7 protein-coding genes are annotated in these 22,579 nt (G+C 70.0%); all 7 read left to right on the forward strand.

Annotated elements, in window-relative coordinates:
• The first annotated feature begins 13 nt into the window (after window positions 1-13).
• Entirely contained in the window at window positions 14-16,345 is a 16,332-nt protein-coding gene (locus OG490_RS29575; RefSeq protein ID WP_330299314.1) for an amino acid adenylation domain-containing protein, read from the forward strand.
• Window positions 16,342-16,563 carry an MbtH family protein gene (locus tag OG490_RS29580; RefSeq protein WP_330299315.1) on the forward strand — a complete coding sequence of 74 codons (222 nt, stop codon included), beginning with the start codon at window positions 16,342-16,344 and terminating at the stop codon, window positions 16,561-16,563. Before OG490_RS29575 ends, OG490_RS29580 begins: the two co-directional genes overlap by 4 nt.
• Before the next feature lie 36 nt (window positions 16,564-16,599).
• A complete protein-coding gene (locus OG490_RS29585) occupies window positions 16,600-17,790 on the forward strand; it encodes a cytochrome P450 (protein WP_330299316.1) in 1,191 nt (396 codons plus the stop codon).
• A 285-nt stretch (window positions 17,791-18,075) separates the two neighbouring features.
• Window positions 18,076-19,599, forward strand: a complete 1,524-nt coding sequence (locus OG490_RS29590) for an MFS transporter (RefSeq protein ID WP_330299317.1) — start codon at window positions 18,076-18,078, stop codon at window positions 19,597-19,599.
• A gap of 295 nt (window positions 19,600-19,894) precedes the next feature.
• On the forward strand, window positions 19,895-20,776 hold the full coding sequence (locus tag OG490_RS29595) for a DUF4097 family beta strand repeat-containing protein (RefSeq protein ID WP_330299318.1): 882 nt from the start codon (window positions 19,895-19,897) through the stop codon (window positions 20,774-20,776).
• A 283-nt stretch (window positions 20,777-21,059) separates the two neighbouring features.
• Window positions 21,060-21,341: a hypothetical protein gene (locus OG490_RS29600; RefSeq protein ID WP_330299319.1), complete on the forward strand. Its 282-nt coding sequence runs from the start codon at window positions 21,060-21,062 to the stop codon at window positions 21,339-21,341.
• A complete protein-coding gene (locus OG490_RS29605; RefSeq protein ID WP_330299320.1) occupies window positions 21,325-22,527 on the forward strand; it encodes a cytochrome P450 in 1,203 nt (400 codons plus the stop codon). Before OG490_RS29600 ends, OG490_RS29605 begins: the two co-directional genes overlap by 17 nt.
• The last annotated feature ends 52 nt before the right edge of the window (window positions 22,528-22,579 follow it).

Genomic DNA, 22,579 nt, shown 5'->3' on the forward strand with positions numbered 1-22,579 from the left:
GAGTAGACGCAAAATGATCCCTCTGTCCTTCGCACAGCGGCGCCTGTGGTTCATCGACCGCTTCGAGGGGCCGTCGGCGACGTACAACATTCCGTTCCTGGTACGCCTGAACGGAAAGCTCGACGTGGACGCGCTGTCGGCGGCCTTGCGTGACGTGGTGGTCCGGCACGAGAGCCTGCGTACGGTCTTCGTCGTCGACGGCGACGGAGTGCCGGCGCAGCGGGTCGTACCGGTGGAGGAGCTGCGCGTCGACGTCCCCCTCGTCGAGGCCGCCCCCGACGAGGTGGACGCCGTGGCGAACGAGGTGATCACCCACCACTTCGACCTCTCCTGCGAGATCCCGGTCCGGGCCACGGTGGTGCGCTCCGGAGCGGAGCAGTACCTGCTGGTCCTCAACATCCACCACATCGCGGCCGACGGCGAGTCGATGGAGCCGCTCGCCCGGGACCTGGCCGAGGCCTACGAGGCGCGCCTGCGGTCCGAGGCGCCTACGTGGCCCGAACTGCCCGTCCAGTACCGGGACTACACGCTGTGGCACCGTGAGGTGCTCGGCGACGAGGACGATCCCGACAGCGTGCTCGCCACCCAGCTGGGCTACTGGCTGGAGGAACTCGCAGGCGCGCCCGCGCAGTTGCAGCTGCCCACGGACCGGCCCCGCCCCTCGATGATCAGCCACCGCGGCGACATGGTGGACTTCGCCATCGAACCGGAGCTGCTGGCCGCGGCGGAACGCCTCGCCCAGGCGCACGGCGCGACGACGCCCATGGTGATGCAGGCCGTACTGGTCGTGCTGCTGCACCACCTGGGCGCGGGTGAGGACATCCCCATCGGCAACACCGTCGCCGGACGCACCGACGAGGCGCTCCTCGACCTGGTCGGCTTCTTCGTCAACACCTGGGTACTGCGCGCCGACCTGTCCGGCAACCCGACGTTCGAGCAGGTCCTGGAGCGCGTGCGGGACAAGGCGCTCGCGGCCTACGACAACCAGGACACGCCCTTCGAGCGGCTGGTGGAACTGCTCAACCCCGAGCGCTCCACCGCGTACCACCCGCTGTTCCAGGTGATGTTCACCTGGCAGAGCAGCGACCGCATAGACCTCGACCTGCCGGGGGTGGCCGGGCAGCTGGAGGCCGTCCCCACCCACACCGCCAAGTTCGATCTGGAGTTCAACTTCGCCGTCGACCCCGTCGACGAGAGCATGCGCTGCGTCCTGGAGTACGCCACCGACCTCTTCGGCCGGGGCACGGTGGAGAACATCGGCGCGCGCTTCCTCCAGATACTGGAGGCCTTCGGGACCGACCCGGGCCGCCCCATCGGCTCGGTGGACGTGCTGCTGCCGGGCGAGCGTGAGCAGCTCGCACGGTTCGCCGGGTCGGCCGCGCCGACGCCGGAGCTGACGGTCCCCGAACTCTTCGAGCAGCAGCTCGCCGTGGACCCGGACGCGCTCGCCGTACTCAGCGGCGACGTATCGCTGACGTACCGGGAGCTGGACGAGCGGGCCAACCGCCTGGCCCGGGTCCTGATCGGGCGGGGTGTGACGGCGGAGTCCCTCGTGGGGCTCGCGCTGCCGCGGTCGGCCGACCTGGTCGTGGCGATGCTGGGCATCCTGAAGTCCGGGGCCGCCTACCTGCCGATCGACCCGCGCTTCCCCAGCCAGCGGCTGGGCCTGGTGCTGGAGCAGGCCCGCCCGGCGCTGCTGCTGACCGACGCCGAGACGGCGCCGATGCTGCCGGAGCACGACATCCCCTCCGTCCTCCTGGGCGAGCTGGACCTGGACGCCGCCGACGCCGGTCCCGTCGGGATCGCGCTGCGCCCGGACAACCTCGCGTACGTGATGTACACCTCGGGCTCCACGGGCACCCCGAAGGGTGTCGGGATCACCCACCACGGCGTGGTCAACGGTGTGCTGCGCCTCGCCACGGTCGTCGGCATGGGCCCGGGCTCCAGGATGCTCGCGGGTACGTCCATCAACTTCGACGTGTCGGTGTTCGAGATCATGACGGCGCTGACCACGGGTGGCAGCGTCGAGGTCGTCCGCGACGTCCTGGAACTGGGGGAGCGCGAGTCCTGGCACGGCAGCGTGATCAGCTCCGTCCCCTCCGTCTTCTCCGAGGTGCTCGACCGGCTCATCGGCAAGGCGAGCGTGGACACCCTGGTGTTCGCCGGTGAGGCGTTGCCGGCTTCGCTGGTGGAGCGGGCCCGCAAGGCCTTCCCGGGCGTGCGCGTGGTCAACAGCTACGGCCAGACCGAGAGCTTCTACGCCGGTACCTTCACGGTCGACGCGCGCGAGGACTGGGACGCCTCGCGCGGCGTGCCCATCGGCGAACCACTCGGCAACATGCGCGCCTACGTGCTGTCTCCCGGTGTCGTCCCGGTGCCGCCGGGCGTCGTCGGCGAGCTGTACGTCGCGGGTGCGGTGGCGCGCGGCTACTACGGCCGGCCGGAGTTGACGGCGGAGCGGTTCGTGGCGGATCCGTTCGGTCCGGTCGGGTCGCGGATGTATCGCACGGGTGACCTGGCGCGTTGGAACAGTGAGGGGCGGCTGGAGTACGTCGGGCGTGGTGACGGGCAGGTGAAGATCCGCGGTCAGCGGATCGAACCGGGCGAGGTCGAGGCGGTCCTGAGCGCCCACCCCGGCGTGGCCCAGGCAGTGGTGACCGTCTACGAGCGCGCGGGCTCGAAGCAGCTCGTCGGCTACGTGGTCCCGGTGGGCGTCATGGGCACGGACCCCGGCGCCGCCGAGAGCATCGGCGACCTGCACGTCGACCTGACGGCGGGTGTGTCGGTGCCGGAGTTGCGCAAGTTCGCGGCGGCGCGGTTGCCGGAGTTCATGGTTCCGTCGGCGTTCGTGGTTCTTGAGCGGTTGCCGTTGATGGCGAACGGGAAGTTGGACCGGGCGGGGTTGCCGGCTCCGGTGTTCAAGGGTGAGGCGTATCGTGCGCCGTCCTCGGAGACGGAGCGGGTGCTGGCGGCGGTGTTCGCCGAGGTGCTGGGTGTGGACCGGGTGGGTGTGGACGATGATTTCTTCGCCGTGGGCGGGGACAGCATTCGTTCCATTCAGGTGGTGTCGCGGGCTCGTGCGCGGGGTGTTGAGGTCACGCCGCGTGAGGTGTTCCAGCATCGGCGGGTCGCGGAGCTGGCGGTGGTTGCGGCTGGTCGTGGTGCGGCTGTGGTGCTGGAGGAGCTCGCGGGTGGTGGCGTTGGTTTTGTGCCGCTGATGCCGGTGACGAAGTATTTGTTGGAACTCGGTGGTGGTTTCGGCCGGTTCACGATGTCCACGGTGCTGGATCTGCCGGTGGGGATCGATGCGGCGGGTCTGTCGGGCACGTTGTCGGCGGTGTGGGACCGGCACGATGTGCTGCGGTCCCGGCTGGTCGAGGGCGGTATGCAGGTCGATGCCGTGGGGTCGGTGGACCTTGCGTCGCTCGTCGAGCGGGTGGAGTGCGACGGGATCTGGGACGAGGCCTGGCTGGCTCGTGCCGCCGAGGAGTTGGACGGGGCGACGGGTCGGCTGGATCCGGCGGCCGGGGTGATGGCGCGGTTCGTGTGGTTCGATGCGGGCGCGGAGGCTGCGGGCCGGCTGATCGTGGTGCTGCATCACCTGGTCGTCGACGGTGTGTCCTGGCGGATCCTGCTGCCCGACTTCGCCGAGGCGTGGGGCCGGATTCGCGAGGGCGCCGTGCCGGCGCTGCCCGCGGTGGCGACTTCGGTACGCCGCTGGGCCCATGCCCTGGTGGAGGAGGCTTCCTCACCCGAGCGGATCGCCGAACTGGACCTGTGGCAGTCGGTCGTCGAAGGCCCCGACCCGCTCCTCGGCTCCCGCGAGACCGACCCCGCAGTGGATGTGATCTCCACCGTGGACTACGTCTGGGTCCGCGTGCCCGCTCAGGTGACCGAGGCCCTGCTCACCGATGTGCCTGCCGCGTTCCGTGGCGGTGTGAACGACGGTCTGCTGAGTGCGCTGGCGCTGGCGGTGTCGCGTTGGCGGCGCGGTCGCGGAGTGGAGGAGTCCTCGCTGCTGGTGAAGCTGGAGGGGCACGGCCGTGAAGAGGCGGTCGTCCCGGGTGCCGACCTCTCGCGCACCGTCGGCTGGTTCACCAGCATGTTCCCGGTCCGGCTCGACATCGGTGACGTGGACGTCGAGGACGCCCTCGCGGGTGGTGCTGCCGCCGGTTCGGTGGTCAAGGCGGTCAAGGAACAGCTGCTGCGGATCCCGGACAAGGGGCTGGGCTACGGCCTCCTGCGCTACCTGAACGAGGAGACCGCGGCCGTTCTGGCGCCGCAGCCGACCGGGCAGATCGCCTTCAACTACCTGGGCCACTTCACCTCCGCAGACATGCCGGAGGAGCTGCGCGGCCTGGGCTGGACGCAGGCCCCCGGCAGCAACGAACTGATCGCTGTGCCCGACGCGGACATGCCCGTCATGTCCACCCTGGAGATCAACGCGCTCGTCACCGACACCGGGCAGCTCACCGCCCGCCTCGGATTCCCCACCGGTGTGCTCAGCCGCGAGGACGTCGAGGAGCTGGCGGGCCTGTGGGAGTCGGCCCTGGCCGGCCTGGCCCGGCATGTCGCCCGGCCGGGCGCCGGCGGCCTGACTCCGTCGGACGTGCCGCTGGTCTCCGTACGCCAGAGCGAGATCGAGGCGTGGGAGCAGCGCCACCCGTCCCTGGTGGACGTATGGCCGCTGACCGCGCTCCAGTCCGGACTGCTCTTCGAGTCGATGGTCTCGGACGCCGGACACGACGCGTACCAGATGCAGTTCGCCTACCACCTGTCCGGTGCGGTGGACCCGGAGCGGATGCGGGCGGCCGGCCAGGCGCTGCTCGACCGGTACCCCAACCTGCGCACCGCGTTCGTGCCCGAGGCCGGCGGTGACCTCGTCCAGCTCGTCCTCCAGGACGTCGAACTGCCCTGGCAGTACCTGGACATGAGCGCCAAGGGTGACGAGGAGTTCCAGAAGTTCCTGCTCGCGGACCGCAACACGCGGTTCGACCCCACCACCGCGCCGATGCTGCGGATCTCGCTGATCAACCGCGGGCCCGAGCGCTCCGCATTGGTCTTCACCGCCCATCACGTGCTCTTCGACGGCTGGTCGGTGCCGACTCTCATGCAGGATCTGCTGCGGCTCTACGGGTCCGGCGGCGACGCCTCCGTGCTGCCGCGGGTCCGCGGGTTCCGCGAGTTCCTGGTGTGGCAGTCGCAGCAGGACCGGCAGGCGGCAGCCGAAGCCTGGGCGAATGAGCTCGACGGCTTCGACGACCCGACCCTGCTGCTCGTCCGCGACAAGGGCGGCACTTCGCACAGCGACGACATCGGGCACGTGGACGTCCCGATGCCGGCCGAGCTCGCCCTCGAACTGGCCGCGACCGCCGCCGACCTGGGCGTCACCCTGAACACGCTGGTGCAGGGGGCCTGGGCGGTTCTCCTCGGACAGCTGACCGGACGACAGGACGTGGTGTTCGGTGCCACCGTCTCGGGCCGCCCGCCGGCCGTGCCGGACGTGGAGTCCATGGTGGGCCTGTTCATCAACACCCTCCCGGTCCGGGTGAGCTGCGCCCCGGGCGAGACCTTCGCCCAGCTGCTCGGCGGACTCCAGGACCGCCAGGGCGCGCTGCTCGACCACCACCACTACGGACTGACCGAGATCCAGCAGGCGGCCGGGACCAGCGGACTCTTCGACACCCTCGTCGTCTTCGAGTCGTACCCGGTCGACCATGTCGGGCTCAGCGAGGCGAACGACACGGCCGGAGTGGCGATCACCGGCATCACTCCGTTCAGCGGCACCCACTACCCGGTGACCGTGATGGCCGACGCCGACCCCAACCTGCTGCTGTCGCTCCAGTACCAGCCCCACGCGCTCGACCGGGCCGAGGTGGAGACCATCGCCGCGCGCTTCGAACGCGTATTGCGCGCCCTGGTGACGGACCCGCACCTGCTGATCGGATCGGTGGACGTGCTCAGCCCCGCCGAGCGGGAGCAGGCGCTGCGCATCTCCGGCGACCATTCGGTGCCCGTGCCGGACACGACCGTCCCGGCGCTGTTCGAGGGGCAGGCCGCGGCGACGCCGGACGCGGTGGCCGTGGTGTGCGGCGAGGAGTCGCTGACCTACCGCGAGCTGGACGAGCGCGCCACGCGCCTCGCCCGCGGTCTGACCGGCCGCGGCGTGGGGCCGGAGTCCGTCGTCGCGGTGGCCCTGGGCAGGACGTCCGACCTGGTCGTCGCGTTGCTCGGCGTCATGAAGGCCGGAGCGGGATACCTGCCGATCGATCCGGCGTACCCGAGCCGGCGCCTCGAGTTCATCCTGTCCGACGCGGCTCCCTCACTCGTCCTCACGGACGCCGTGGCAGCGGACGTCCTGCCGCCCACCGACCTCCCCGTGCTGTACCTCGCGGACGTCGAGAGGTCGACGGCCGCCGAGGCCCCCGTGCCCGCCGCCCCGCGGCCGGACAACGTGGCGTACGTCATGTACACCTCGGGCTCCACGGGCATCCCGAAGGGCGTGGCGATCACCCACCGGAACGTGACCAGCTGCCTGCCCGGCCTGGTGGCCAGCACGGGCATGGCACCGGGTGCGCGCATGCTGGCCGGTGCGTCCGTCAACTTCGACGTATCGGTGTTCGAGATCTTCTCGACGCTCTGCGTCGGCGGCACCGTCGAGCTCATCCGCGACGTACTCGCCCTGGGCGAGCGGGACGACTGGTCCGCCGACGTGATCAGCTCGGTGCCCTCGGCCTTCGCCGAGCTCCTCGACGGCCTGCCGGGCAGGATCAGCCCCAAGGCCGTGGTGTTCGCGGGCGAGGCCCTGCCGACGGCACTGGTGGCTCGGGCCCGGGAGGCCTTCCCGGGTATCCGGGTGGTCAACGGCTACGGCCAGACCGAGTCCTTCTACGCGACCGCGTTCGCGCTGGCCGGGGACGAGGAGTGGACCGGCGGGGCGAGCGCACCGATCGGCGAGCCCCTCGAGCACGTCCGCGCCCACGTCCTGGGGGCGGGCCTGATGCCCGTACCGCCCGGGGTGACGGGAGAGCTCTACGTCGCGGGGGCGTCCCTCGCGCGCGGCTACCGCGGCCAGGCCGCGCTGACGGCCGAGCGCTTCGTCGCCGACCCCTTCGGCCCCGCCGGATCACGGATGTACCGCACGGGCGACCTGGCCCGGTGGACCGCCGACGGCCGCCTCGAATACGTGGGACGCGGCGACGGACAGGTGAAGATACGCGGCGTCCGGGTGGAGCCCGGCGAGGTGGAGGCGGTCCTCGCCGGCCATCCCGAGGTCGAACAGGCCGTGGTCGTCGCCCGCGAGAGCCGGGGGACCGGCACCTCGAAGTACCTGGCGGCGTACGTGATCGCGGCCGGGCCCGAGGCTCCGCAGGACCTGCGCGCCTTCATGTCCGCGAAGCTGCCCGACCACCTGGTGCCCTCGGCGTTCGTGACGCTGGAGAAGTTCCCGCTGCTGCCCAACGGCAAGGTCGACCGCACCGCACTGCCCGAGCCGGGGTTCACCGGCGTCGCGTACCGCGCCCCGCGCAACACGACCGAGGAAGTGCTGTGCCGGCTGTTCGCCGAGGTCCTCGGCGTGGAGCGGGTCGGTATCGACGACGACTTCTTCGCCAGGACCGGCCAGTCCCTGCTGGCCACCCGGCTCGTCAACCGGATCCGCGCCACGCTGGGCGCGGAGGTCCGCGTCCCGCAGGTGTTCGCCGCTCCCACCGTCGCGCAACTGAGCGGACAGCTGTCGACGAGCGGCCCGGCCCGGGTGCGGCTGCGGCGGGCGCAGAGCCGCCCGGAGCGCGTGCCGTTGTCCTTCGCGCAGCGCCGGCTCTGGTTCGTGGACCGCTTCGAGGGGCCTTCGGCGACGTACAACCATGCCTTCGTCCTGCGGCTCACCGGCCGACTGGACGTCGAGGCGCTGGGCGCGGCGCTGCGGGACGTGGTCGCCCGGCACGAGACCCTGCGGACCCTGATGCTGGAGGACGCCGACGGGCACCCGTACCAGCAGGTACTGCCGGCCTCGCAGGCCGCGCTGGACACCCCGCTGGTCGAGGTGACGCCCGACACGGTCGACGAGGCACTGGCCGCGGTCATCGGCCGCCCCTTCGACATGGCGACGGAGATCCCCACCCGTACCGCGCTGCTGCGGTGCGGTGCCGAGGAGCACCTGCTGGCACTGGTGATCCACCACATCGCCGTCGACGGAGAGTCGATCGCCCCGCTCGCCCGTGACCTGGGCACCGCCTACGCGGCACGCCTGGACGGCACGGCCCCCGACTGGGCGGACCTCGCGGTGCAGTACGTGGACTACACGCTGTGGCAGCGCGAACTGCTGGGCGACGAGAGCGACCCCGAGAGCCTGCTGGCCGCCCAGGCGGCGTACTGGCGCCAGGAGCTGTCCGGGGCGCCGCAGCCCCTCCAGCTGCCGGCCGACCGGCCGCGCCCGCCCGCGCCCAGCCATCGCGGCGACGCCGTGGAGTTCGGCCTCCCGCCGCACGTCGCGGCCGAGGTCGAGAAGCTGGCGCGCGCGCACGGCGCGACGGCCGCCATGGTGCTGCAGTCCGCGCTCGCGGTGCTGCTGAGCCGCCTCGGCGGGGGCGAGGACATCACCATGGGGTCCCCGATCGCCAACCGCACCGACGCCGAACTGGCCGACTTGGTCGGCTTCTTCGTCAACACCTGGGTACTGCGCGCCGACCTGTCCGGAAACCCGACCTTCGAGGAGATGCTCGGGCGGGTCCGGGGCAAGGCGCTGGCGGCGTACGACAACCAGGAAGCGCCCTTCGAGCGGCTGGTGGAACTGCTCAACCCCGAGCGCTCCACCGCGTACCACCCGCTGTTCCAGGTCATGTTCGCCTGGCAGAACATCACCCGTGAGGGCTTCGAGATGCGCGGCCTCCAGGTGAGCTGGGAGCCCTCGTTCACCGCGACCGCGAAGTTCGACCTGTTCTTCAACATGGGCGACATTCCCGGACAGGGCGTCATCGGGTACCTGGAGTACGCGACCGACCTCTTCGACCGGAGCACCGTGGAGAACCTCGCGACCCGCTTCGTGCGGCTCGTCGAGCAGCTCGTCACCGCCCCGGAGCAGCGGATCGGGTCGGTGGACATGCTGCTGCCGGGTGAGCGGGAGCAGCTGGCCGTCTTCGCCGGGCCGGGCCGTCGGGTGCCGGACGCCACCGTCCCGGGCCTGTTCGAGCAGCAGACGGCCGCGTACCAGGACGAGGTCGCCGTGGTGTGCGGCGACGACTGGCTGACCTACCGCGAGCTGGACGAGCGGGCCAACCGCCTGGCCCGGGCCCTGATCGGGCGGGGCGTGACGGCGGAGTCCCTCGTCGGGCTCGCGCTCCCGCGCTCGGTCGACCTGGTCGTGGCGATGCTCGGCATCATGAAGACCGGCGCCGCCTACCTGCCCATCGACCCGCGGTACCCGAGCGCACGGCTGGGCCTGATGCTGGAGCAGGCGCGGCCCCAGTGGCTCCTCCTCGACGAGGAGGCGGCGGCCGGGCTGCCGGAGCACGACGTGCCCGCGCTGCTCCTCGGCGAGCTCGATCTGGACGGCGGCAACGCGGCCCCGGTCGCGCCGGGGCCGAGCCCGGACAATGCGGCGTACGTGATGTACACGTCCGGCTCCACGGGCGTCCCCAAGGGCGTGGTGATCACGCATCGGAACATCACCAGCTGTCTGCCCTCACTGGTGGCCGCTCTCGGGCTGGGCCCGGGAGCGAAGGTGCTGGCGGGTACGTCCATCAACTTCGACGTGTCGGTGTTCGAGATCATGACGGCGCTGACCACGGGTGGCAGTGTCGAGGTCGTCCGCGACGTCCTGGAACTGGGGGAGCGTACGCGCTGGCGAGGCAGCGTGATCAGCTCCGTTCCGTCGGTGTTCGCCGAACTCCTCGACCAGATCGCGGGCAAGACGAGTGTGAACACGCTGGTGTTCGCCGGTGAGGCGTTGCCGGCTTCGCTGGTGGAGCGGGCCCGCAAGGCCTTCCCGGGCGTGCGCGTGGTCAACGGCTACGGCCAGACCGAGACCTTCTACGCCTCCACCTACACACTCACGCGCGACCAGGAATGGGACGGCGGGACCAGCGCGCCCATCGGCACCCCGCTGGACAGCGCCCGGGCCTACGTCCTCGGGGACGGTCTGCTGCCGGTCCCGCCCGGTGTCCCCGGTGAGCTCTACGTCGGCGGCGAGTCGGTGGCGCGCGGCTACTACGGTCGGCCGGAGTTGACGGCGGAGCGGTTCGTGGCGGATCCGTTCGGTCCGGTCGGGTCGCGGATGTATCGCACGGGTGACCTGGCGCGTTGGAACAGCGAGGGGCGGCTGGAGTACGTCGGGCGCGGTGACGGGCAGGTGAAGATCCGCGGTCAGCGGATCGAACCGGGCGAGGTCGAGGCGGCGCTGACCGCCCACCCCTCCGTCGAGCAGGCCGCCGTCGTGGTCCGCGAGGGCAAGGGCGACAGCAAGCAGCTCGTGGGCTACGTCGTCCCCGCCCGGACAACGGACGGCGACAAGGACGACAACGACGACAACGCCAACAACCGCAGCACCCTTGATCTGACGGCGGGTGTGTCGGTGCCGGAGTTGCGCAAGTTCGCGGCGGCGCGGTTGCCGGAGTTCATGGTTCCGTCGGCGTTCGTGGTTCTTGAGCGGTTGCCGTTGATGGCGAACGGGAAGTTGGACCGGGCGGGGTTGCCGGCTCCGGTGTTCAAGGGTGAGGCGTATCGTGCGCCGTCCTCGGAGACGGAGCGGGTGCTGGCGGCGGTGTTCGCCGAGGTGCTCGGTGTGGACCGGGTGGGTGTGGACGATGATTTCTTCGCCGTGGGCGGGGACAGCATTCGTTCCATTCAGGTGGTGTCGCGGGCTCGTGCGCGGGGTGTGGAAGTTACGCCGCGTGAGGTGTTCCAGCATCGGCGGGTCGCGGAGCTGGCGGTGGTTGCGGCCGGTCGTGGTGCGGCTGTGGTGCTGGAGGAGCTCGCGGGTGGTGGCGTTGGTTTTGTGCCGCTGATGCCGGTGACGAAGTATTTGTTGGAACTCGGTGGTGGTTTCGGCCGGTTCACGATGTCCACGGTGCTGGATCTGCCGGTGGGGATCGATGCGGCGGGTCTGTCGGGCACGTTGTCGGCGGTGTGGGACCGGCACGATGTGCTGCGGTCCCGGCTGGTCGAGGGCGGTATGCAGGTCGATGCCGCGGGGTCGGTGGACCTCGCGTCGCTCGTCGAGCGGGTGGAGTGCGACGGGATCTGGGACGAGGCCTGGCTGGCCCGTGCCGCCGAGGAGTTGGACGGGGCGACGGGTCGGCTGGATCCGGCGGCCGGGGTGATGGCGCGGTTCGTGTGGTTCGATCCGGGCGCGGAGGCCGCGGGCCGGCTGATCGTGGTGCTGCATCACCTGGTCGTCGACGGTGTGTCCTGGCGGATCCTGCTGCCCGACTTCGCCGAGGCGTGGGGCCGGATTCGCGAGGGCGCCGTGCCGGCGCTGCCCGCGGTGGCGACTTCGGTACGCCGCTGGGCCCACGCCCTGGTGGAAGAGGCTTCCTCACCCGAGCGGATCGCCGAACTGGACCTGTGGCGCTCTGTGGTCGAAGGCCCGGACCCGCTCCTCGGCTCACGTGAGATCGACCCGTCGGTGGATGTGATCTCCACCGTGGACCACGTCTGGCTCCATGTGCCCGCTGCGGTGACCGAGGCGTTGCTGACGACGGTTCCCGCGGCGTTCCGTGGCGGTGTGAACGACGGTCTGCTGAGTGCGCTGGCGCTGGCGGTGTCGCGTTGGCGGCGCGGTCGCGGAGTGGAGGAGTCCTCGCTGCTGGTGAAGCTGGAGGGGCACGGCCGTGAAGAGGCGGTCGTTCCGGGGGCTGATCTGTCCCGGACGGTCGGCTGGTTCACGAGCATGTTCCCGGTCCGCCTGGACATCGGTGAGGTGGATGTCGAGGACGCCCTCGCGGGTGGTGCTGCCGCCGGTTCGGTGGTCAAGGCGGTCAAGGAGCAGCTGCTGCGGATCCCGGACAAGGGGGTGGGCTACGGCCTCCTGCGCTACCTGAACGAGGAGACCGCGGCCGTTCTGGCGCCGCAGCCGACCGGGCAGATCGCCTTCAACTACCTGGGCCGGTTCTCAGCCGCGGACATGCCGGAGGAACTGCGCGGTCTGGGCTGGACGCAGGTCCCCGGCTCCAACGAGCTGATCGCGGTGCCGGACGCGGACATGCCCGTCATGTCCACCCTGGAGATCAACGCGGCCGTGACGGACACGAAGGACGGCCCTCAGCTCGGCGTCCGCTTCGGCTTCCCCGCGGGCGTGCTCTCCCGCGACGAGGTGCAGGAGCTGGCCGATCTGTGGGGTGCTGCCCTCGGGGGCCTGGCCCGCCATGCCGCCCGGCCGGGCGCCGGCGGCCTGACTCCGTCGGACGTGCCGCTGGTCCCCGTACGCCAGAGCCAGATCGAGGCCTGGGAGCAGCGCTACCCGTCCCTGGCGGACGTATGGCCGCTGACCGCTCTCCAGTCCGGACTGCTCTTCGAATCGATGATGGCCGACTCGACGTACGACGCCTACCACGTGCAGGTCGTCTACCAGCTGTCCGGTGCGGTGGACCCGGAGCGGATGCGGGCGGCCGGCCAGGCGCTGCTCGACCGGTACGCCAACCTGCGCACCGCGTTCGTGCCCGACGCCGCCGGCGGCAGGGTCCAGCTCGTCCTCGACGAGGTGCGCCTGCCCTGGCAGCTGATGGACCTGCGCGACCTCGACGAGAAGCGGCGGACCGAGGCCTTCGAGCAGTTCCTCGCCAAGGACGAGGCCGACCACTTCGACCCGGCCACCGCTCCGCTGCTGCGGATCGGGCTGGCGCTGACCGGGCCCGAGCAGGCCGAGCTGGTCCTGACCTCGCACCATGCGCTGCTCGACGGCTGGTCGTTGAGCGTGCTGATGCAGGAACTGCTGCGCCTGTACGCCTCCGGTGGGGACGACTCCGTCCTGCCGCGGGTGCGCAAGTACCGGGACTTCCTGGTGTGGCTGTCGGAGCAGGACCCCGAGGCCTCGGCGCGGGCCTGGCAGACCGAGTTCGCCGGGGTCGAGGAGCCGACCCTCATCGTGCCCGACCGCACGATCGAGGCGGACCCGCGGAACGTGGGGCAGCTGGACATCCCGCTGCCCTCCGACACCGCCCGCGAGCTGATCCGGTCCGCCGCCGGCCTGAGCATCACGCTCAACACCCTGGTCCAGGGCGCCTGGGCGATCGTCCTCGCGGGTCTCACGGGCCGCCAGGACGTGGTGTTCGGTACGACGGTGTCCGGCCGCCCGCCCGCGGTGGCGGGGGTCGAGTCCATGGTGGGCCTGTTCATCAACACCCTGCCGGTGCGGGTGGATCCGTCCCCCTGGCACACCTTCCGCGAGGTGCTGACCGGCCTCCAGGACCGGCAGGGCCGGCTGATGGACCACCACCACATCGGGCTCACGGACATCTGCCGGGCCGTCGGCCTGAGCACGCTGTTCGAGACCGTCGTCGTCTTCGAGTCGTTCCCGATGGAGCGCGAGGGCCTGAGCGATGCCGAGGCCAACGGCGGCATCGCCATCGCCAACGTGAGTACGGGCAACGGCACCCACTACCCGCTGGGCATCGCGGCCGCGGCCGACGACCGCCTGCACGTGGTGATGGAGTACCAGGAGGACCACTTCGACCTGGCCGCCGCCGAGAGCATCGCCGCACGGTTCGCGGCCGTCCTGTGCCAGGTGGCATCGGATCCCGACGTACAGGTCGGGTCGGTCGACGTACGGCCGGAAGCCGAGCGGGAGCGGCTGCTGCACGGGTTCAACGACACGGCGGCTGCCACGGCCGAGGGCACGATCCCCGACCAGTTCGAGCGACAGGCCGCCGCGTTCCCGGACGCCACCGCGTTGCTCTTCGAGGACGAGCGGGTCTCCTACCGCGAGCTCGACGAGCGGGCCGACCGGCTGGCGCGCACCCTGCGCGAGCGGGGCGTCGGGCCGGAGACGGTCGTGGCGGTGGCCATGCGCCGCTCGCCGGACCTGGTCGTCGCACTGCTCGGCGTGGCCAAGGCCGGAGGTACGTACCTGCCGGTCGACCACACCTACCCGGCCGAGCGGATCGCCTACATGCTCGGCGACTCCGGGGCCCGCGTCGCGGTCGTGGACGCCACGGCGGCCGAGGTGCTGGCCGGGCACGAGCTCGACACCCTGCGGGTGGACGACGTGCCGGCCGGAGGCGACCTCGCACCCGTGGCGCGTACGACGACGCTCGACAGCGCCGCGTACGTCATCTACACCTCGGGCTCGACGGGACAGCCCAAGGGCACCGTGGTCACCCACCGCGGTGTCTCCAGCCTGGTGGAGGCACACGTGGCGCGGATGGCGGTGACCGCCGACAGCCGGATGCTGCAACTGGTCTCGCCCAGCTTCGACGTCTCCATCTGCGAGATGTTCACCGCGCTGCTCTCCGGCGCGGCCCTGGTCCTCGCCGACAAGGAGGACCTGGTACCGGGGCTGCCGCTGGCCAGGACCGTGGACCGGCACGAGGTGACCCACATGATGCTGCCGCCGGCGATGCTCGCGGCGCTCCCGGCCGACTCGCTGACCAGCGTGGTCTCGCTGCTGACCGGCGGTGATGCGCCGTCGCCGGAGCTGGTCGCCCAGTGGGCGCCGGGCCGCCGGATGATGAACGTCTACGGACCGACCGAGACCACCGTGTGCGCGACCATGAGCGCGCCGATGGCCGCGGACGACCGGGTCTTCCCGATCGGCACACCCATCCACAACACCCGGGTGTACGTACTGGACGCGGCGTTGCAGCCGGTCTCGATCGGTGTGGCCGGTGAGCTGTACATCGCGGGTCCCGGTGTGGCCCGCGGCTACCTCGGCAAGCCGGTCGTGACCGCCGAACGCTTCGTGGCCTGCCCGTTCGGGCGGCCGGGCGAGCGGATGTACCGGACCGGCGACACGGTCTCGTGGAACGCGGACGGAGCGCTGGTCTTCCACGGGCGCGCCGACGACCAGGTCAAGATCCGCGGCTTCCGCATCGAACTCGGCGAGGTCCAGAGCGCGTTGACGGCGCACCCCGGTGTCGACCAGGCCGTGGTGGTCGTCGACGACAGGAAGCGCGGAGACCGGCGCCTGGTCGGCTATGTGGTGCCCGCCACCGACCGGTCGGACGACGAGCGCCTGGTGGACGACGTACGGGCGCTCGTACGGGACCGGCTGCCGGGGCACATGGTGCCGTCGTCCCTCATGGTCATCGGTGAACTGCCGCTGACCCTGAGCGGAAAGCTCGACAAGCGGGCGCTGCCGGAGCCGGACTACGCGGGCGAGTCGGCCGGCCGGGCGCCGCGCACCACCCGTGAGGAGATCCTGTGCGGTCTGTTCGGCGAGGTGCTCGGGCTGAAGTCGGTCACCATCGACGACTCGTTCTTCGTCCGGGGCGGGCATTCCCTGCTCGCCTCGCGGCTGATCAGCCGGATCAGCGTCGTCCTGGGCGTCACCCTGCCGCTCAGGGCGGTGTTCGACGCCCCGACCGTCGCCGAGCTGGCCACGTTCCTGGAATCGACGGGCGATGCGGGCACCTCCGGTGACCCCTTCGCGCCAGTCCTGTCCATCAAGGGCGGTGACGCACCCGCGGGCCCCGGCTCCGAACCGCTGTGGTTCGTCCACCCGGGCGGCGGCATCTGCTGGCCGTACCTCGGCTTCGCCGGCCGCCTGCCGGAATTCCAGACGGTCTACGGAATCCAGGCGAAGGGATTCGACGGCGCCGCCCGACTGCCCGGATCCATCGACGAGATGGTCATCGACTATGTCGGTGAAATCCTGGCCGTCCAGCCGGAGGGCCCGTTCCATCTGGCCGGATATTCCATCGGCGGTACGCTCGCCCAGGCCATCGCCGCGCAGTTGCAGAACCGGGGCCACGAGGTGGCGTTCCTGGCGATGCTCGACAGCGTTCCCGGCGACTATCTGGCGACTCAGCCGGCGCCCACCGCGATCGCGCTGCGGGATTACTTCCGCGAGCACCTCACCAGTGTGGTCGGCTCGCACGACTACGAGTCCTTCCTGGACAACGCGGTGCGGGTGATCCTCAACCACACGTCGCTGACCCCGGAGTTCGACTCGCCGGTCTACCGGGGCGACGCGCTCTTCTTCAATGCCGTGCCCAACCCGGACACGACGTACGGGGACCTGTGGACGCCGTACATCACCGGTTCCATCAAGCAGTACGGCATCGAAAGCACGCACCACGACTTGATCAATGCGGAACCTGCCGCCGAGATCTGCCGGATCATCGGCCGGGAATTCTCCGCGAAGCGGCGGACCAAGTCGGCCCAGGCCAACGGAAATGGAGTTCAGGAATGAGCAGCAACCCCTTCGATGACGAGAACGGCCAGTTCTACGTGGTGGTGAACGACGAGGACCAGCATTCTCTCTGGCCGGGCTTCCGCGAGGTTCCGGCCGGATGGCGCGTCGTGTTCGGTGCGGCCGGCCGCGCCGAGTGCCTCCAGTACGTCGAGGAGAACTGGACCGACCTGCGGCCCAAGAGCCTCCAGTCCGCCATGGCCGCCGCCGAGAAGTAGGCCGGGACACCGTCCCAGAGAGAGGAACACCTCCCCATGTCCAAAGTCATTGAGCGGTGGAATATCCACCCCAACAGCCCCTGGCTGCGCGGCAACCGCCCGGCGAACACCATCGAGTACGTCGAGCAGCTCGGCTCCTGGTGCGCCTACGGCTTCGCCGAGGTGGAGCAGATCCTGGGCGACCACGAGAACTTCTCGGCGGCCACTGCCGCGTACGCCGCGGTGCAGGTCGACCCGAAGTTCCAGGAGGGCGACATCTCCCAGATGGACCCGCCGGAGCAGACCAAGTACCGCAAGCTGATCGGGCACGCGTTCAGCCCCCGGGTCATCACGAGCCTGGAGCCGCGTATTCACAAGATCACCGATGAACTGCTGGACGCGGTGCGGGACAAGGGCAGCTTCGAGCTCGTGGCGGATTTCGCCTACCCGCTGCCGGTACGCGTCATAGCCGACCTGCTGGGCCTCGACAGCAAGGACTTCGACCTTTTCAAGGGCGCCGCGTTCGACATCATCGAGAACATGGCGGGCCTCGACTTCGTCGCCGGCGGTGACGGGATCGAGGACCAGATCCACGCCGCCGAGGCCCGCTTGAAGCCCCTGCTCGACTACATGCTCGACCAGGTGCTCCAGCGTCGTAAGCACCCCCGCGAGGACCTGCTGACCTATCTCCTCCAGGCCGAGCAGGACGGCGACCGCCTCACCGACAACGAGGTCGTCAACATCGCCAACATCCTCCTGATCACCGGCCACATCACCAGCACCATGATGGTCGGCAACACGATGGCCTGCCTGGACACCGAGCGCGACAAGCTCGTCCGGGTGCGCGAGGACCGCTCCCTGGTGCCGACCGCGATCGAGGAGGCCCTGCGGCTGCTCCCGCCGGCCGCGACGCTGTCCCGGGTGACCGTCAAGGATGTGGAGATCGGTGGTGTCACCATCCCCGCGGGGCAGATGATCCTGCCGTGGGTGAGCGCCGCCAACCGGGACCCGCTCAAGTTCGAGCGCCCCCAGGAGTTCGACCCGGCCCGCAACCCCAACCCCCACATCGTGTTCGGGCACGGTGTCCACTACTGCCTGGGCACCCGCCTCGCGCGGCTCGAAGGCAAGATCGCGATCAACGCCCTGCTCGACCGCTACCCGGACTTCGCGATCGACGCGGACAAGACGTCCTTCTTCCCCTCGGAGGACATGGTGGGCGTCCGCGCGATGCCCGTCATCCTCAAGTAGACGTACGACGTGAGCCACGCGGCCGAAGGCTTCCTGAAAAGGAGCCTCGCCGCGTGGCATTTCAACGTCTGCGAGAGATTGTCGACCGATGCGGAACGAATGCCCGCACGCTCGTGCTCCTGTAATACGTCTCCAATATCCGGTCGATATGAGCGCCCCCTACTGTTCTTCTCAGAACGAAGGAACAGTCCCCCCACCAGTTCCGGTGTGGCGATCGTAGCCGTGGCGCGCCGTGCGCCTTTTCTGTGCACTGTAAAAGTTGTATACGTCATACAAGGAGTGGCCGTGACCCAGCCGCAACGCCGACCGGACCGCTGGATTATTCTCGCCGTGGTCTGCCTCGTGCAGCTCGTCGTGATCCTCGACAACACCATCCTCAACGTCGCCATCCCCTCCCTCACCGAGGAGCTCGGCGCAACCACCGCGCAGACCCAGTGGGTCATCGGCGCGTACGCCCTCACCCAGGCGGGCCTGCTGATCGCCGCCGGCGGCTTCGCCGACCGGTACGGACGCAAGCGCATCCAACTGCTCGGACTCGCGTTCTTCGGCCTCGGCTCGCTCGCCGCAACACTCGCCACCAGCCCCGGCCTGCTGATCGCCGCCCGCGCGGGCATGGGTGTCGGAGGCAGCCTCCTGCTCGCCACCAACATGGCCATCATCGTCCGCACCTTCGACGCGGAGGAGACCCCCAAGGCGCTCACCTGGATCATGGGCGTCGCCTCGCTCGGCCTCGCGCTCGGTCCCGTGATCGGCGGCGTGCTGCTGGCCGAGTTCTGGTGGGGTTCGGTGTTCCTGGTCAACGTGCCGGTCTGCGTGATCGGGCTGATCGCCGTGGCCCTTCGGGTCCCGGAGTCGAAGGACCCGCAGGGCGACCGCCCCGACCTGTTCGGCGCGCTGCTCTCCACCATCGGCAGCGTGGCCGTCATCTACGCGATCATCCAGGGTCCCGGCTACGGCTGGACCTCTGCCGGAACGCTGCTGCCCGGCGGTATCGGGCTGGCCGTCCTGGTGGGCTTCGTCCTCTGGGAGCGCCGTATCCCGAACCCGCTGATGGACATGTCGTTCTTCAGCAACGCCCGCTTCCGCGGGGCGGTCTCCGGCGGTGTGCTCGTCGCGTTCGGTCTGGCCGGGTCGCTGTTCCTGCTGACGCAGCACCTTCAGTTCGTGCTCGGCTACGGCCCGCTGGAGGCCGGTCTGCGCATCGCGCCGATGGCGCTGACCCTCGTCGCGCTCAACCTCACCGGTGTGGGCGTACGGCTGACCAGCAAGCTCGCGCCGCCGGTGGCCATCGCCACCGGGCTGAGCCTGATGTCCCTGGGGCTCGCCTCCATCGCGGTACTCGGACACAGCGGCTCCTACCCGGGCATCCTGCTGGGCCTGGTGCTGATGGGAGCGGGCGTCGCCTGCGCCAAGCCGGCCATGGCGGGCGCGGTGATGACCTCGATCCCGCCGGAGAAGGCGGGCGTCGGCTCGGGCCTGATGGGCACCATCAGCGAGGTCGGCAACTCGCTCGGCGTCGCCGTCCTCGGTGCGGTGCTGACCGCGGGATTCGCCGCCTCACTGCCGACCGGCGTCCCGGACGACGCTGCACGCTCCCTGCCGGAGGCCCTCGCGGCGGCCGGTCCGAATGCGGCGCAGCAGGTCCACAACGCCTTCGGGGACAGCCTGACCAGCTCCCAGCTGATCGGCGCGGTCGCTGTCCTGCTCGGAGGCCTGGTGGCGGCCTGGCTGCTGCGGGAGAACGCCTCGAAGGAGCCGATCGGCGCGAGCCGGGCCGAGAGCGAGCAGGAGTCCACCCTGGCGGCCTGAGTTCCACGCTCTGATCTCCGTCCCAGTACAGCACGGAAGAAATCCCCGTACGGCTTCTGCCGGCGGGGATTTCGTGTATGCGCACCTTTCCACGATAGCTGTCCAATATCAGGCCGATATGCCCTGCTCGTAACGTCATTGTCGGAACTGAGGGAAAGAGCCGCCGGGCGACGACGGGAGTCACCGTTCGTCGCCGACGGCCCCCACTTCACTCCCACCCATCCGATAGTCCCGCAGCCAGTGGCGCACGCCTCGTGAGGCCATGGCCGCTTGCCATCCGCATGAGGGCATCGACATGCCGATTTTCGAGTTCGACACACCTGAGCCGATCCTTGTCACCATCGGCCTGGACATCGGCCACGTCCGGCTCACCGCGGGCGACCGCTCCAGGACGACCGTCGAAGTGCGCGCCCTGGACCGCGACGACGCGTCCGGTGTCGCCACCGCCGGCCGGGCCGGCGTCGCGTACACGGCCGGCGAGCTCGTGGTGTCCGCCCCGACGGCGCGCGGCCTGCAGGGGATCGGGGCCGTGATCGTCGACATCGAGCTGCCGAGCGGCTCCCGTGTGCACGGGAACGCCCTCGCCGCCGACTTCCGCGGCACGGGCCGGCTGGGGGAGTGCCGGATCACCGCCGGCTGCGGTCACATCCGGCTCGATCGGACGGGCCCCCTGCTCCTGTCCTCGGTCCTCGGCAACGTCGACGTGCAGCACGTGGCAGGCGACTTCGAGGCCGTCGCCGGAAGCGGCGACGTGTACATCCGGGAGATCGACGGTGCGGTGGAGGCCAACAGGGGTACGGGCGACATCCGTATCGGCGAGGTGAGCGGCGGCGTACGCGTGTACGCGGACAGCGGTGACCTCCACATCGGCCGGGCGCACGCCGCGGTCGAGGCCCGGGCCACGCAGGGCGACATCCGCATCGACGCGATGTTACGGGGCCCGCTGGTCCTGGAGACCGCGTCCGGAAAGCTGGAGGTCGGCATTCCCGAAGGCGTCCGAGCCCACCTGGACCTGGACTCACACGTAGGCACCGTCTATCAGTCCCTCGACTTCCTCGACAGTTCCGCCCGTAAACCCGAGGCGGACGCAGAGACGGTCAAGGTGCAGGCCCGCACCCTCATCGGAGACATTGTGATACGTCGCGCAGCACTCGACCTCGACGAGGAATGGCCGTAGTCGTGCACACGTTCTCGGGTGGCGCCGAGCTCCGTCCCGCTCCTCCGTAGAGCCCGGAATTGGCCAAGTGTGCTGAAAAACACCGGCGTCTCGACCTCGACCCGGCCCCAGATGAATGGGGCCGGGTCGAGGTCGTTGTTCTCAACCGGCTCCCGCTAAACAGCCTGGTTACTTCCCACGTCAGCGCGAACATCGAGCTCCGCCGGCGAATCGGGGCTTGCGTCGCGGGGAATGCGTGGTTTTTAGTATTACGCCGATGGGCAGTCCGGCCCGGTGCCGGGCGATGTCCCGTCGACAGGACGGCCGGCCACGCAAAGTGCTGGTCTGGCGCGGACTTCGCGCCTTACTCTGGGCCAGCGCCCGCCGTGTGGGCGCGTTCCGGGTCACCGTGTTCGGACCCAACGGCGTGTTTATGCTCAGCCGGGAAATGGCGTCCGAGGCCTGTGGCCGCGTGCGGCAGTCGTTCCAACAGCGTGAGCGCAACCGTCATCGCGTGGTGGTCAATCCCGTGAGCCAGTTGCCGCAGTTCCATCAACGGAGGAAAACCGATGACCGATTTTGCTGACCGCTGGGGTTTTGCCGACGACAAGTTCTGGCTGCGTGGTGAGCAGCCGAAGGAGCCCGTCGAATGGAGTGAGGAGCTCGGCCGCTGGCATGCATACGGCTATGCGGAGGTGAACGAGGCCCTCAGCAACAACGACGGATACTCGGCCGACTCCGGACGGCTGTTCAACCTCGATGAGGAGACGCTGAAGTACTTCGACGGCGACCTCGCGCAGATGACCGGTGCGGAGCACGCGAACATCCGCAAGCAGGTCAGCCACGCGTTCAGCCCGCGGTTCATAGAGCACCTCGAGTCCCGGGTCCTCGAATTGGCCAACGAGTACGCCGACCAGCTGATCCATCTGGGCCGGTTCAACCTGCTGAGCGACTTCGTCGACCACGTGGCGGGCATCGTCTTCAGCGAGCTGCTGGGCATCCCGGCCGACGACCGGACGATGTTCAAGCTGGTGGACCAGAACATGGACCAGCAGGCCCAGATGACGCCGGTCGACCAGGGCGACGGCGAGGAGGGTTACTTCGAGAAGCTCACGAAGCCCCTGGAGCCCCTTCGCGAGATGCTCGGCCGGCACGTCGACGAGCGTACGCAGAACCCGAAGGAAGACCTGATCAGCCTGCTGAGCCAGGTCAAGAAGCTCGACGGCAGCCTGATGACCCGTGATCAGATCATCAACTTCATCATCGGCATCCTGGGCGCCGGACACCTCGCCACCCCGTTGCTGATCGGCAACACCATGCTGTGCTTGGAGTCGTTCCCGGAGCAGGCGGAGAAGGTCAAGGCCGACCACTCGCTCATCCCCGGCATGCTCGAGGAGTCGATGCGCTTCCTGACCCCGGGTGCCGTCTCCTACCGCGCCACCATCGCGGACGTGGAGCTCGGCGGCAAGCAGATTCCCAAGGACTCGCTGATCCGCGTGTTCCTCGGGGCGGCCAACCGCGACCCGCTCCAGTTCCCCAACCCGGACGAGTTCGATGTGACCCGCAGCCCCAACGCCCACCTCGGGTTCGGCCGTGGCTCGCACTACTGTGTCGGCGGCCAGATGGTCCGGGTGGAGACCCGCATCGTGTTCGAGGTGCTCCTGGAGCGCTTCCCGAACCTGCGGATCGACCCGAACATTCCGCCGCTCTTCTTCAACTCGCCCGACTTCACCGGTGTGCGCTCGGGTGGTCTGTGGGTCCTCACCCGCTGACCCCCCTGCGCCACCGCGCCGCGGAGACCACTGCGCCCCCCATGCCGGGAAC

This window comes from Streptomyces sp. NBC_00503, assembly GCF_036346895.1.
Classification (GTDB): Bacteria; Actinomycetota; Actinomycetes; order Streptomycetales; family Streptomycetaceae; genus Streptomyces.